The following is a 13,505-nucleotide window of genomic DNA, read 5'->3' as shown; positions in this document are numbered from 1 at the left end:
GCCCAACTGGTCCTCATAGTGCCGGACGAACGGGGCGGCCGAGTAGTTGCCGGTTCACGGCAGGGGATTGCCGGAGCCGGTGTGCCTCACCCGTTCGGGGGACAAACTCAGGTCATCCTCAACTCGGACGACAGCCCGTTCGGCGAGTGACAGGCTGGATCCGCACGACCCGTCGACCAGAGAAGGCAACCATGCAGGCGTCAGCGCCTCCGCCGTCCGGAGCACCCGGACCCGCCACCCCGTCCGCCGCCTCCGCCGTCACCCCGTCCGCCGCTCCCGCCGCCTCCGCGGTGAGCATCCAGGGGCTCTGTAAGCACTTCGGCACCCAGGCCGCCGTCGCCGGGCTCAGCCTGGAGCTGCCGGCCGGCGCGTTCGTCGGACTGGTCGGCCCGAACGGCGCGGGCAAGACCACGACGCTCTCCATGGTCACCGGCCTGCTCCGGCCCGACCAGGGCGCCGTCCTCGTGCACGGCGGCGACGTCTGGGCCGACCCGGTCGCCGTCAAGGCGCGGATCGGCATCCTGCCCGAGGGCCTGCGGATGTTCGAGCGGCTCAGCGGGCGCGAGCTGCTGCAGTACAACGGGCGGCTGCGCGGCCTGCCCGGCGCCGAGGTGGACCGCCGGGCCGAGGAGCTGCTGGCCGTCCTGGACCTCGCCGCCGACGCCGACAAGCTCGTCGCCGACTACTCCACCGGCATGCGCAAGAAGATCGGCCTCGCCGCCGCGCTGCTGCACAACCCCGACGTGCTGTTCCTCGACGAACCCTTCGAGGGCGTCGACCCGGTCTCCGCGCAGACCATCCGCGGCGTGCTCAAGCGGTACGCGGCCGCCGGCTCGACGGTGGTCTTCTCCAGCCACGTCATGGAGCTCGTCGAGCAGCTCTGCGACTGGGTCGCCGTCGTCAACGCCGGCCGGGTCATCGCCCACGGGCCGCTGGACGCCGTCCGCGGCGGGCGCAGCCTGCACGAGGCCTTCCTCGACCTGATCGGCGTCCGCGAGGACGACGGGCAGGCGCTCGGCTGGCTCGGCGGCGGGAACGCCGGGGGCGAACAGTGACAACGGCCGTCCCCGACGGGGGGACGGTCGTCCGCGCGCTCGTGGCGCTCAAGCTGCGGCTGCTGCGCAACGGGCTGAAGCGCAGCCGGGGCCGGGCCGGGGTGTACATCGTCGGAGCGGTGTTCGGCCTGCTCTTCGCCACCGGGATCGCCCTCGCCCTGGCGGTGCTCAACGGCCGGGTGGCCGGCTCCGGGGACGCCGGCGTGATGCTGCTCGGCGTGCTCACCCTCGGCTGGGCCGCCATCCCGCTGTTCCTGTTCTCCAGCGACGAGAGCGCCGACCCGACCCGGCTCACCATGCTGCCGCTGCGGCCCGGACCGCTGCTGCGCGGCTCGCTGCTGGCCAGCCTGATCGGGCCGGGACCACTGGTCAGCCTGGTGCTCGTCACCGGTGCGGCGCTGTCCGGCGCGAACGGCGGCGCCTCGGCGGCGGCCGACCTGATCGGCGTGCCGCTCGCCGTGCTCTGCCTGGTCACGCTCTCCCGGGCGGTCGCGGCCGGCAACGCCCGGATGCTGTCCAGCCGGCGCGGCAAGGACTTCGCGATCTTCGGCGGACTGCTGTTCGCCCTGCTCGTCCAGGGCGCCAACGTCGGCTGGCAGAGCACCTTCGGCCGCCCCGACGCCAACGGACACCTCGACCTCGGCCCGCTGCGGCCGATCGCCGCCGTGCTGCGCTGGATCCCGCCGATCGGTGCGATGGACGCGGGCCGGACGGCCGGCGAGGGCCGGTACGCGCTCGCGCTGCTCCAGCTGGCGCTGGCCGGTGCGCTGCTCGCCCTGCTGCTGCGCTGGTGGCGGCGGAGCCTCCAGGAGCTGATGGTCACCGCGGACTCCTCGACCCTGGAGGTGGCCCGCGGGGTGCAGAGCTCGCGCGGCTGGGGCTTCCTGCCGGCCGGCCGGACCGGCGCGGTGATGCAGCGCCACCTGCGGTACGCCTGGCGCGAGCCGCGGGCCAAGGCGGCGGTGTTCACCAGCATCGGCATGACGCTGGTGATCTGCGTGCTGTCGGTGGTCCAGGGCTGGTCGAGCGTCTACCTGCTGGCGGCGACCGGGATGTTCCTCGGGCTGCAGATGCTCAACCTGTTCGGCATGGACGGCTCGGCGTTCTGGATGATCGCCGCGACCCTGCGCACCCCGGCCGACGCCCGCGACGAGCTGCGCGGACGGGCGTACGCGGTGCTGTCGTACGCGGTGCCGGTGACGCTGGTGCTCGCCGTGGTGCTGACGGTCGTCACCGGGGACTGGGCGCACCTGCCGTCCGCGCTCGGCCTCGCCCTCGCGCTGCTGGGCTGCGGCATCGCGGTCGGCTCGATGCTGAGCGTGCTCGCGCCGTACACGATGCCCGCGGACAGCAACCCGATGCGCAACGCCGCACCCGGGCAGAGCGGGCTGGTGCTGCTCAACCAGTTCGGGTCGATGCTCGGCGTCGCGCTGCTGGCGCTGCCCGTGGCCGGCTACCTGGGCTGGGCCCTCGCCGCCGACCGGCCCACCTGGCCGCTGCTGGCGGTCGGGCCGGTCTACGGCGGACTGATCGCGTACCTCGGCGTCCGCATGGCGGGCGCCCGCCTGCTGGAGCGCACCCCGGAGATCCTGGCCAAGGCCATAGAGCGCTGAGCGGTGCCGTGAGCGCCCGGTCCCCCGACGACGGGGGCCGGGCGCTCACTCGTCCGGCGGGCCGTCCGGCTCGTCGGCACGGCCCGGCGCTCCGGCCGTGCCCGTCCCCCACCCCCCGCGCCCCCACGTACCGCCCCCCCGGCAGCACTCGACCGCCCGTTCCCCCACCGCCCCTCGGCCGCCCCCGGCGACGCCCGGCGCTCCGGCCCTGCCCGTCCCCCACCCCCGCGCCCCCACGTACCGCCCCCCGGCAGCGCTCGACCGCCCGTTCCCCCACCGCCCCCTCGGCCGCCCCCCCCGGCGACGCCCGGCGCTCCGGCATCATGGCTGGAGGAAACCGGCCGTCGACGAGAGCAGGGACACACCGTGGGCAAGCGGGCGCAGCAGGGCGGCGGGGACGCCGGACCGCTGCTGGAGCAGGCGGTGCGGTCGGTGCTGACGGCCCCGGACGAGTTGCTGGACCTCGCGCTGGACACGGGCGCGTCGCTGCTGGCCGCGTCGGCCGGGCAGTGGCCGGCGGTGAGCCGGGCGGTGCTCGGGTACGCGGACACCGCCGTCGGGCGGTGCTGGTCGGCGGGGTGGCGCCCGGCCGACCTGGTGCGGGTGGTCCGGCGCGAGCTGAAGCCCGTCCACCTCGCGCTCGCCGTGGACCTGATCGCCGCCGAGGGCCGCCGCCACCCGGCGGCCGCGCTGGACCGGCGCTGGCAGGAGCAGCTGCGCGAGCTGGAGACCGAGGTGTGGTGGCCCGGCGACGACGGCTACCTGACCGCCTTCGCCCAGCGCCACCGGCTGGACCGCTTCGCGCTCGCCACCGCCGCCCTGGAGCTGATCCGCACCTGGGGCCGGCTGCCCCCGATCGCCCCGGTCGGGCCCGCCCCCGGTTCCGCACCCGCGCGCGGCGCGGCCGGGCCGGTGCCGGGCGAGCCGAGGATGCTGGCGCGCATCCGGGCGCTGCTCGCGAAGGCCGAGTCCACCGAGTACCCGGAGGAGGCCGAGGCGCTGACCGCCAAGGCCCAGCAGCTGATGGCCCAGCACAGCATCGACGAGGCGCTGCTGGCCGCCGCCGGCGCGGACCGCGACGCCCCGGCGGCGCTGCGGATCGGCGTGGACAACCCGTACGAGGGCCCGAAGACGATGCTGCTGGACGCGGTCGCGGCGGCGAACCGGTGCCGGGTGGTGTGGGCCAAGGAGTTCGGCTTCTGCACGGTGGTCGGCTTCGACGGCGACCTGGACGGCGTCGAGCTGCTGTACACCTCGCTGCTGGTGCAGGCCACGCACGCGCTCAACAAGGCCGGCGCGGGCCGGGACTCGCGCACCAAGGCGTTCCGGCAGTCGTTCCTGGTCGCGTACGCGGCGCGGATCCGCGAGCGGCTGACCGCCGCCACCGAGCGGACGACCAGCGCCGCGGCCGCCGGACGGCACCTGCGCGAGGACGGCACCGAGGAGCAACTGCTGCCGGACGAGCGACTGTTGCCCGCCCTCGCCGCCCGCTCCGAGGCGGTGGACGACGAGGTCGGCCGGCTGTTCCCGAAGCTGGTGTCGCAGCGCGTGCGGGTGAGCGACGGCGAGGGCTGGGCGGCCGGCCGGGCCGCCGCGGACCGGGCCGCCCTGCACGGGCGCGCCGGGGAGATCCGCCGGTAGCGGGCCGTTCGCGCCGGGTGACCCGACGGCCGGGGTGACCTGATAGAACGTAGTCCGCCACGAACACAAGGGGGATCGACGTGACGGATTCGGCGGCCGACGCGGGCTACCGCGACCGCGTGCGCGGAACGCTGCTCGGCGGCGCGATCGGCGACGCGCTGGGCTGGCCGGTGGAGTTCCAGCAGCTGCACCAGATCCGGGACCAGCACGGGCCGGACGGCGTGACCGGGCCGCCGCCCGCGGCGCGCCCCGGGACGGTCGAGGTCACCGACGACACCCAGATGACGCTGTTCACCGCCGAGGGCCTGATCCGCGGCTTCGTCCGCGGCTGGTCGGGCGGCGGCGGATCGGTGCCGGAGGCCGTCCACGGCGCCTACCGGCGCTGGCTGCTGACCCAGTACCAGCCCGCGCCGGACGCCGCGCCGCTCCCCCGCCCGTACGACGGCTGGCTGCTGCGGCAGCCGTTCCTGTACGCCCGGCGGGCGCCGGGCAACGCCTGCCTGAGCGGGGTGTCCGAGCACCCGGTGTTCGAGCCGCCGGCCCGGATCGGGCAGCCGGGACCGGTCAACCCGGGCTCCAAGGGCTGCGGCACGGTGATGCGCTCAGCGCCGTTCGGGCTGGCCAGGCTGGGCGCGGACCAGGCGTTCGGGCTGGCCGTGCAGTGCGCCCAGCTGACCCACGGGCACCCCACCGGCTACCTCGCGGCGGGCGCGTTCGCGGCGCTCGTCGAGCGGCTCGTAAACGGCACCGAGCCGTGGGCGGCGGTCGGCGAGACCGTCGACCAGATCCGCGAGCTGCCGGCTTCGAAGGAGACGGTGCAGGCGCTGGCCCGGGCCGTGCGGGTGGCGCAGGAGTCGGAGCCGTCGGCGGAGGCGGTGGAGCGGGTCGGGCTCGGCTGGATCGCCGAGGAGTGCCTGGCCATCGCGGTGTACTCGTTGCTGGCCGCGACCCTGGACCCCGACCCGGTGCGCACCGCGCTGCTGCTGTCGGTGAACCACTCCGGGGACAGCGACTCCACCGGCGCCGTCTGCGGCAACCTCACGGGTGCCGCGTACGGCGCCGCGGCCCTGCCGCCCGAGTGGGCGGGGGCCGTCGAGGGCCGGGCGGAGCTGCTGCGGGTCGCGGACGACCTGCTGGTGCTGTTCGGCAGCCGCGATCCGTCCCACCCGGCGCTCGGCGGGCGCTACCCGGCCTGGTGAGCCGCTTCCGGCGGCCTACCCGGCCGCCGGGTCGGTGACCTGTCCGAGGAAGAGCGGCCCCCCGCCGGCGGTGTCCCGGATCAGGAACAGGAACGGCCGGTCGACGTGCAGCTCGGCGGGGTGCATGGCCGGCGCCGCCGCTCCGGCCATCCCGGCACCGCTGCCGGCCGCCGCGACCGTGCCCTCCTCGTCGACCTCGATGGTGGCCTTCTGCACCACCGGGCCGACGGCGAGCGGCTCCTTGGAGATGCCGCCGAAGTCGGCCTTGTCGCCGAAGGCCGTGCTGACGCCGAGCGCGCGCAGGGCGGGGGTGAGCTCGTTGGACGTGTCGAAGTGGAAGCGCGGGAGCTCCAGGTCGACGGGCCTGGCGGCGAGGCCGCCGAGGATGCGGTCGAGCTGGGCCTGGTCGAGCCCCTTGGTGAAGGCGGCGAAGCCGCCCTGCGCGGGGACGATCACGTCCATCGCCAACCCGCCTCCGGCGTACGGGAGTTCGACGGCCTGCCAGGGCTCGCCGACGATCCCGCCGGAGCCCTCGGCGTACTTGAGGCTGCCGCTCTGGGCCATCGTGCTCACGTTCGGGGCGGAGCCGTCGAGCTTGTGGAACGGGCGGTCGGCGGTGTGCGCCGGCTTGAACGGGGAGGCCCACTTCGCCTTCAGGTAGAGCGCGTCGGTGAGGACCAGCCGGGTCTGGGCGGTGACCTGGCCCTGCGCGAAGAGGTCCTTGATCCGTCCGTCGGTGGCCTTCTCCACGGCCGCGTTGACGGCCTTGCGGGCGCCCTCCGGATCCTTGCGGAAGTCGGCGGGGTGCACCCCGGTGTCGAAGGCGTCGGCCAGGGTCTGCAGGTAGTCGGGCTGCACGGGGTAGCCCTGCTGGGTCCAGAGGTCGTCGGACCGGCGCAGCGTGACGTCGTCGCCGCCCTGGACCGGGCGGTCGAGTGCGCCGGTGGCGAGGGCGTACTGCTGCGGGGTGAGGCTCGTGTGCAGGGCCTTGGTGAGCTCGTCGGCGGTGGTGCCGCGGGCACCGGGCACCAGCATCGCGAGCAGGGTGGCCAGGCCGGACGGCGAGAGCACGACGTTGCGGCCGGCGCCGTCCGGAGTGGCGGTGAGGGCGTGGAGGAGGTCCAGGCCGAGGGCGCCGGTGCCGGCGGCGGTGGCGGTCACCTGTGCCGGATCGACCGCGGGACCGGTGCCGGACGCCGACACCCGGAGCACCGGCGGCGCGGCGGGCGTGGCGGCACCGGTGCTGCCGCAGCCCGCGACCAGCGGGGCGGCGAGCGCGGCGGCGAGGAGCACCGCCGCCGGGCGACGGGGGCTACGGCGGGTTCCGTGAGGGCTGCGGTACGTCATGGCCCTTCGACGCGCCCGCCCGCCCACCGGTTCCCGCCGTCCGGCTCAGTCCCAGAGCGCGCCGAACTCCAGGAGCTCGTCGCGGTGCTCGATCCGCTCGACCCAGTCGGCCGGCCAGGCCGTCTCACCGTGGTGGGCGCCGGCGAAGGCGCCGGTCAGGCAGGCGAGGGAGTCGGAGTCGCCGCTGGAGTAGGCGGCGCGGCGGACGGCGGCCACCGGGTCGTCCGGCAGCAGCAGGAAGCAGAGCAGGCCGGTGGCGAAGGCCTCCTCGGCGATCCAGCCCTCGCCGGTGGCCAGGCACGGGTCGGCCTCGACGTCGGGCGCGGCGAGGGCGGCGTCGACCTGGTCGAGCGACTTCAGGCAGTCGTCCCAGCCGCGGGCGATGACGGACTGCGGGGAGCCGCCGAGCCAGCGGTCGGCGAGGTCGCCGAGCCAGAAGTCGTCGTACCGGTCGCGCCGGGCGAGCGCGTAGGCCCGCAGCACCGCGGTCAGGCCGGCCGGCGGCACGCCCTCGGCGAGCTTGCGGACGGCGTACGCGGTGAGGTCGCTCGCGGCGAGCGCGGTCGGGTGGCCGTGGGTGAGCGCGGACTGCAGCTGCGCGGCGCCGGAGTGCTGCCGGGCGTCGAGCTCGCGGATCAGGCCGATCGGGGCGACCCGCATGTTGGCGCCGCAGCCCTTGGATCCGACGTCGCTCGCCTGCTGCCAGCGGAACTTCTCGTGGCTGAGCCGCTCGCAGGCGCGCAGGCAGGTCATGCCGGGGGCGCGGTTGTTGTCCGGTGAGCGCCACCAGTCGACGAACTCCTCGCGGACGGGCCGCTCCAGCCGCAGGGGCGTCAACGGCCCGCGGGCGAGGGCGGTGCGCAGGCCGCGGGCGAGGGCGAGCGTCATCTGGGTGTCGTCGGTGATCAACGCCTTCGTCGGCAGCGGCAGTTGCCGCCAGTCGGGCCAGTCGTTCGCGATCGCCTCGACCGTCTTGAACTCCGTCACCCGGCCGATCGCGTCCCCGATCGCCAGACCCAGCAGCGTGCCCGTCGCCTTGCCCACGGCCGCTCCCCCTCTTCCGTCACATCTCGACCAACAGCTCTTCCAGCCCCCGGATCACGTAGCCCGGGCGCCACTCGGGCTCGCGGACGAGCCGCAGGCCCAGCGCCCGGCGCAGCAGCGCGCCGTACGACTCGGTGAGCTCCAGTCTGGCGAGCGGGGCGCCGAGACAAAAGTGGATTCCGGCGCCGAAGGTGACGTGCGGGTTGTCGGTGCGGCCGAGGTCGAGCCGGTCGGGGTCGGCGAAGCGCTCCGGGTCGCGGTTGGCGGAGCCGAAGAGCAGGGCGATCTCGGAGCCGCGCGGGACGGTGACGCCGCGGACCTCGATGTCCTCCAGCACCCAGCGCTCGAACATCTGCAGCGGGGTGTCCCAGCGCATCAGTTCCTCGACCGCGGTGGGCAGCAGGCCGTCCACGTCGCCGCGCAGCCGGGCGAGTTCGCCGGGGTTGCGGAACAGCGCCCACCAGCCGTTGCCGGTGGTGTTGACGGTGGCCTCGTGGCCGGCGTTGAGCAGCAGCACGCAGGTGGAGATCATCTCCTGCTCGCTGAGCGCGTCGGTGCCCTCCTGGGCCTGGACGAGCGCGCCGATCAGGTCGGTGCCGGGGGCGGCGCGGCGCTCGCGGATCAGGGCGCGCAGGTAGTCGGAGAACTCGATGCTCGCGGTGACGGCCCGGCGGGCCGCCTCCTCGGTGGGGTTGAGCTCGAACATCCCGGTGATGTCGGCGGACCAGGGCCGCAGCAGGTGCCGGTCGGCCTCCGGGACGCCCAGCATCTCGGCGATGACGGCGACCGGCAGCGGCTCGGCGACGGCGGCGACGAGGTCGCCGCCACCGTCAGCCAGCAGTCCGTCCACGAGCTCCCCGGCGAGGCGCCGGACGGTCGGGCGCAGGCCCTCGACCATGCGCGGGGTGAAGGCCTTGGAGACCAGCCGGCGGATCCGGGTGTGGTCGGGCGCCTCCAGGTCGAGCAGCCCGTGGTCGTTGAGGGTGTGGAACGGCTCGTGCGCCGGGTCGGGCGCGGGCCGGCCGAACTCCTCGTGGCTGAAGCGGTGGGTGTACGTGCGCCCGAGGCGCCGGTCGCGCAGGAGCGCGCTGACGTCCTCGTGGCGCGAGACGAGCCACTGCTTCGTCGGCTCGTAGTACGTCACCGGCGCGTGCTCGCGCAGTTCGGCGTACGCGTCGTACGGGTGGGCCACGAACGCCGCCGACCAGGGGTCGAACTTCGCCGTCGTCGTCATCGGTCGATCACTCCAGGCCTAGAGGGGGGCCAGCCGGAAGGATCATCGTATGCAGGCGGTTCGTCCGACCTTAAGAGTGCTCGGCGAGCAACTTCCGCACCAGCGCCGGGAGGGCCGTGGAGATCGGCTCCCTGATCACCTCGTCCGCGGCCTCGTCGAACGGCGTCGGCTCGCCGTTCACGACGACCAGGCGGGCGCCGCCCTCCAGCGCGATCTGCGGCAGCGAGGCCACCGGGTAGACCTGGAGGCTGGTGCCGACCGCGACGAAGAGGTCGCAGGCCTTGGCGATCGCGTCGGCCTGCTGGAGCACCACCGGGTCCAGCGCCTCCCCGAACATCACCGTCCGCGGGCGCAGGATCCCGCCGCACTCCCGGCAGTCCGGGTCCGGCTCGCCCGCCTCGACCCGGGCCAGCGCCTCGGCCATGTCGCCGACCACCCGGCAGCGCGCGCACTGCACCTCCCGTGCGGTGCCGTGCAGTTCGAGCACCTTGCGGGCCGGCAGGCCGGCTCGCTGCTGCAGGCCGTCGACGTTCTGGGTCAGCACCCGCACGGGCAGCCCGGAGCGCTCCAGGTCGACCAGCGCGCGGTGCCCGGCGTTCGGCTCGGCGGCCAGCGCGCCGGCGTCCCGGCGCATCAGCCAGGCCCGGCGGCGCACCTCGGGGTCGGCCAGGTACGGGCCGAGGGTGACCAGCTTCTGGGCCGACGGGTCGCGCTGCCAGAGCCCGTTCGGGCCGCGGTAGTCGGGGATGCCGGAGTCGGTCGAAATGCCCGCGCCGGTGAGCACGGCGATCAGTGGACGCTTGGTCATACCCGGACCGTACGGGGACGGGCCCGCCGGCGGCCACCGAAAATCCTCGCGCCCCCGCCGCCGGGAGTCCGGACGAGCCATGGCGTGTCTTTCGGATCAGCCCGGGTGCCGCGACGCCAGGGCACGCCCTAGGCCAGGGCTGCCGTGCGCGGTGCGGCGCCGAGGCGCGCCAGCGGGGCCAGCGCGATCAGGTAGCAGGCGGCGGCCAACGGGATGAACGCCAGGTCGACCATCGACGCGAGCGTCCCGGCCACCATGAGGACCGGGCTCCACCAGCGCAGCGTCCGGGCCGCGCCCACCGAGGCGGCGACCAGCAGGGCCAGCAGGCCGACGTAGAACAGCAGCGGGCCGACCTTGTACACGGCCTCGAGCACGCCGGGGACGGCCTGGATCCGCTCGAACATCCGCGACTGCTCGTCCTTGGTCGCCGATGCCAGGCCGACGTACAGGTCGATCCCGATCTGGACCACCGAGGCCACCAGCCCCGTGAGCGCCACCCCCAGCACGGTGCCCGCCGCGAGCCGCCCGGCCGGCGTGCCGCGCGGGGCTATCAGCCGGCGCAGCCCCAGGAAGACCGGCGCGAACAGCAGCAGCCCGGCGAACATGAGCGCGTGTCCGGTCGTCCAGCCGAGGCCCGGCTCGCGGGAGCCGGGGACGAGGCGGATGCCGCCGTACAGCGCCATCAGGGCCGGGGCCCCGACGACGGCGTAGGCGGTGAGGCGGGTGCTGCGGGTGCTGGTGGTCCGAGCGGCGTTCATCTGCGTTCTCCCGTGGTGTCCGTGATCCGTTCTCCGACACCACAGATCCTGTCGGCCGGGGCCCTCGTCGCGGATCGCCCGCACCGGCGAACTGCCCGCCTCCCCCGCGCGGGGGAGGGCCCGGGACACACCTAGTCCTCCCCGGCCACCACCGCGCCGGACTCGTACGCGAACACCACCGCGTGCACCCGGTCGCGCAGCCCCAGCTTGCTCAGCACGTTGCTGACGTGCGTCTTCACGGTGTGCTCGCTGACCACCAGCTCCGCCGCGATCTCCGCATTGGACAGCCCGCGCGCCAGCAGCCGCAGCGTCTCCTGCTCGCGCAGGGTCAGCTGCTCCAGCAGCTTGGACGGCGGACGGACGGCCCGCTCCGCCGTCCCCGGGCGGCGTGCCGCGAACTCGCCGATCAGCCGCTTCGTCACCGAGGGCGCGAGCAGCGCCTCCCCCGAGGCGACCATCCGCACGCCGTGCGCCAGGTCGTCCCGGCGGACGTCCTTCAGCAGGAAGCCGCTCGCGCCCGCGTACAGCGCGTCGAAGACGTAGTCGTCGATGTCGAAGGTGGTCAGCATGATCACCTTGGTGGCCGGGAACTCCGCGCACACCCGCCGGGCCGCCTCCAGCCCGTCCATCACCGGCATGCGGACGTCCAGCAGCAGCACGTCGGGGCCGTGCTCGCGCACGGCCTCGACGGCCTCGGCGCCGTCGCACGCCTCGGCCACCACCTCGATGTCCGGCTGGGCGTCCAGGATCATCCCGAACCCGGCCCGCACCAGCTCCTGGTCGTCCGCGACGACCACCCGTATCGGCGTCATCCGCCCACCCTCTCCACCACCCCGGCCGGCCCCAACGGCAGCCGGGCAGTCACCAGGAAGCCCTCGCCGGCCGGGCCCGGACCGGCCTCGGCCCGCCCACCGCAGGCGGCGGCCCGCTCCCGGATGCCGACCAGCCCGCGCCCGCCGGACCAGCCGCCCACCGCACGGTCGGCGGCGAGCGGCACGCCGCGGCCGTTGTCGGACACCACGACCTCCAGCGCCTCGCCGGCCCGGCGCACCCGGATCGCGGCCAGGTCGGCACCGGAGTGCTTGACGGTGTTGGTCAGCGCCTCCTGCACGATCCGGTACGCCGCCGCCTCGACGTCGGCGGGCACCGCGCCCAGCCCGTCCGCGAGGTCGAGCTCCACCCGCAGGCCGGCCCGGCGCACCCGCTCGGCGACGTCGGCCAGTTCGGCCAGCCGCGGCTGCGGGGCCAGCTCGGGGCTCGCCCCGTCCTCCTTCAACACTCCCAGCACGCGCCGCAGTTGGACCATCGCGTCGCGGCCGGAATCGGCGATCGTGTCGAACGCGCGGATCGCCCGCTCCGGCTTGCTGTGCACCACCAGCGGCCCGGCCTCGGCCTGGATCACCATCAGCGACACGGCGTGCGCCAGGATGTCGTGCATCTCCCGCGCGATCCGGGCCCGCTCCTCGGCCACCGCCCTGGCCGCCTCGCTGGCCGTCCGCTCGCCCGCCTCGCGGGCCCGCGCCGCCTCCACCCGGGCCAGCTGCCGCTGGGCGCGCACCAGCGAGCCGAAGACGAACGAGCCGACCGACGTGAGCAGGCTGAACAGCATGCCGTTCGGCGAGTGGGTGCCCAGCACGTTGGCGAGCACCACGACCGCGAAGACCGTCCAGCGCTGCCGCTCCGAGGAGCGCTCGGCCACCGTGTAGATGCCGATCACCGCGTACAGCGGCAGCTGCGGGTTCGCCGAGTGCGCGACCAGCGACAGCACCACCGACGCCGCGCTGACCGCCGCCAGCGAGGTCAGCGTGAACCGGCGCCGCCACGGCAGCGGCAGCGCGGTCGAGACCGCGACCAGGTAGACCCACCAGGGCCACGCCACGTCGTCGTTGTAGACCGACCACACCGAGACCGCCGCCGAGACCAGCGCCAGCATTGTGTCCAGCACATACGGACTCCGCCCGGCCGTCCAGCCCCGCCAGCGCGCAGCGCGCTCCACCGTCGTACCTCCCCCGTACCCGGGGACGCCGCCCCCGCGGAGAAGATCATGCCCTACCGGCAGGACTTCCGGGACGGCCCGGGCGGCCGGACGCACGGGGCCGGCCACGACCGCCCGGTCAGACACCGGAAACCGTCACACCACCGGTCCCGGCCCGCGCGGTGATGCTGCGCGCCGCCCCCGCCTTCGACGGGATGCCGAGGTCCACCCCGCCGACCCCCGCCTGCGCGTCCACCGCGTACTCCGCGCCGGCCGGCACCTTCAGCCGCACGCCGCCGGTCGACACCTTGGCCTCGACCTTCGTCGGGGCCGCCGCGAAGTCCGCCCGCACCCCGCCGTTGGTGGCGCTCAGCCGCACCTGCGGCGAGGTCAGCCCGGTCGCCTCGACGCCCCCGTTGTCCACCGACGCATCGACCTCGGCGGCCAGCCCGACCAGGCGCACCCCGCCGGTCGTCTCCCTGACGGTGACCTTCGTCCCGGCCGGCACCTGCACGTCGTACCCGACGCCGCACGCGTCGCAGTCGTACGTCAGCCGCAGCACGCCGTCCTTCACCTCGTGCGTGGTGCGCGGCGCGTCCCCCTTGTAGTTCTGCTTCTCGGTCACCTGGACCGCGGTGCCGCCGCCCGTGACGACGACCCCGCCGGTGTGCCCCTCGACCACCAGCTCCCGGACGCCGTCCGTGACGCCGTAGCTCACCGTGCGGTGCTCGTCGTCGCCGCCCCCGAACGGCAGGCACGCCGACATCCCGAACAGCACGGCCCCCGTGATCGCCACCGCACCCAGTACCCGCTTCATTCCCGGCCCCCTTC

General features: G+C 75.1%; 12 protein-coding genes. 4 read left to right on the top strand and 8 right to left on the bottom strand.

The window, feature by feature from the left end:
* Window positions 1–191 precede the first annotated feature (191 nt).
* From ACFVU9_RS12480 to ACFVU9_RS12465, 4 genes are all read left to right on the top strand, one after another.
* Complete coding sequence (locus tag ACFVU9_RS12480) at window positions 192–1,055, top strand: ABC transporter ATP-binding protein (RefSeq protein WP_387592751.1); 864 nt, start codon at window positions 192–194, stop codon at window positions 1,053–1,055.
* Window positions 1,052–2,668, top strand: a complete 1,617-nt coding sequence (locus ACFVU9_RS12475; protein ID WP_387592748.1) for a transporter — start codon at window positions 1,052–1,054, stop codon at window positions 2,666–2,668. Before ACFVU9_RS12480 ends, ACFVU9_RS12475 begins: the two co-directional genes overlap by 4 nt.
* Before the next feature lie 366 nt (window positions 2,669–3,034).
* Window positions 3,035–4,309 carry a DUF2786 domain-containing protein gene (locus ACFVU9_RS12470; RefSeq protein ID WP_380502164.1) on the top strand — a complete coding sequence of 425 codons (1,275 nt, stop codon included), beginning with the start codon at window positions 3,035–3,037 and terminating at the stop codon, window positions 4,307–4,309.
* Window positions 4,310–4,389: 80 nt separating this feature from the next.
* Window positions 4,390–5,508: an ADP-ribosylglycohydrolase family protein gene (locus ACFVU9_RS12465; RefSeq protein WP_387592745.1), complete on the top strand. Its 1,119-nt coding sequence runs from the start codon at window positions 4,390–4,392 to the stop codon at window positions 5,506–5,508.
* 15 nt (window positions 5,509–5,523) lie between these two features.
* Here the strand turns inward: ACFVU9_RS12465 and ACFVU9_RS12460 are convergent, their stop codons facing one another.
* The 8 genes from ACFVU9_RS12460 to ACFVU9_RS12425 form a co-directional block, all read right to left on the bottom strand.
* Window positions 5,524–6,801: a serpin family protein gene (locus ACFVU9_RS12460; RefSeq protein ID WP_387592742.1), complete on the bottom strand. Its 1,278-nt coding sequence runs from the start codon at window positions 6,799–6,801 to the stop codon at window positions 5,524–5,526.
* Window positions 6,802–6,900: 99 nt separating this feature from the next.
* On the bottom strand, window positions 6,901–7,899 hold the full coding sequence (locus ACFVU9_RS12455; protein WP_380435871.1) for an ADP-ribosylglycohydrolase family protein: 999 nt from the start codon (window positions 7,897–7,899) through the stop codon (window positions 6,901–6,903).
* Window positions 7,900–7,918: 19 nt separating this feature from the next.
* The gene (locus ACFVU9_RS12450) at window positions 7,919–9,133 is read right to left on the bottom strand and encodes a cytochrome P450 (RefSeq protein WP_387592739.1); all 1,215 of its coding nucleotides are present in this window, start codon (window positions 9,131–9,133) and stop codon (window positions 7,919–7,921) included.
* A gap of 70 nt (window positions 9,134–9,203) precedes the next feature.
* Window positions 9,204–9,941, bottom strand: coding sequence for an NAD-dependent deacetylase (locus ACFVU9_RS12445; RefSeq protein WP_380502172.1), 738 nt, complete (start codon window positions 9,939–9,941; stop codon window positions 9,204–9,206).
* Between the two features lie 128 nt (window positions 9,942–10,069).
* Complete coding sequence (locus tag ACFVU9_RS12440; protein ID WP_380435865.1) at window positions 10,070–10,699, bottom strand: hypothetical protein; 630 nt, start codon at window positions 10,697–10,699, stop codon at window positions 10,070–10,072.
* A 131-nt stretch (window positions 10,700–10,830) separates the two neighbouring features.
* Complete coding sequence (locus ACFVU9_RS12435; protein ID WP_380435863.1) at window positions 10,831–11,511, bottom strand: response regulator; 681 nt, start codon at window positions 11,509–11,511, stop codon at window positions 10,831–10,833.
* On the bottom strand, window positions 11,508–12,644 hold the full coding sequence (locus tag ACFVU9_RS12430) for a sensor histidine kinase (protein ID WP_387592735.1): 1,137 nt from the start codon (window positions 12,642–12,644) through the stop codon (window positions 11,508–11,510). The genes ACFVU9_RS12435 and ACFVU9_RS12430 overlap by 4 nt, the downstream gene beginning before the upstream one ends.
* A 169-nt stretch (window positions 12,645–12,813) precedes the next feature.
* Window positions 12,814–13,491, bottom strand: coding sequence for a DUF4097 family beta strand repeat-containing protein (locus tag ACFVU9_RS12425; RefSeq protein WP_380435859.1), 678 nt, complete (start codon window positions 13,489–13,491; stop codon window positions 12,814–12,816).
* Between the last annotated feature and the right edge of the window lie 14 nt (window positions 13,492–13,505).

Origin of the sequence: Kitasatospora sp. NPDC057936 (assembly GCF_042887525.1) — a bacterium.
GTDB lineage: Bacteria > Actinomycetota > Actinomycetes > Streptomycetales > Streptomycetaceae > Kitasatospora.
This window is presented reverse-complemented; position numbering and strand designations above follow the sequence as displayed.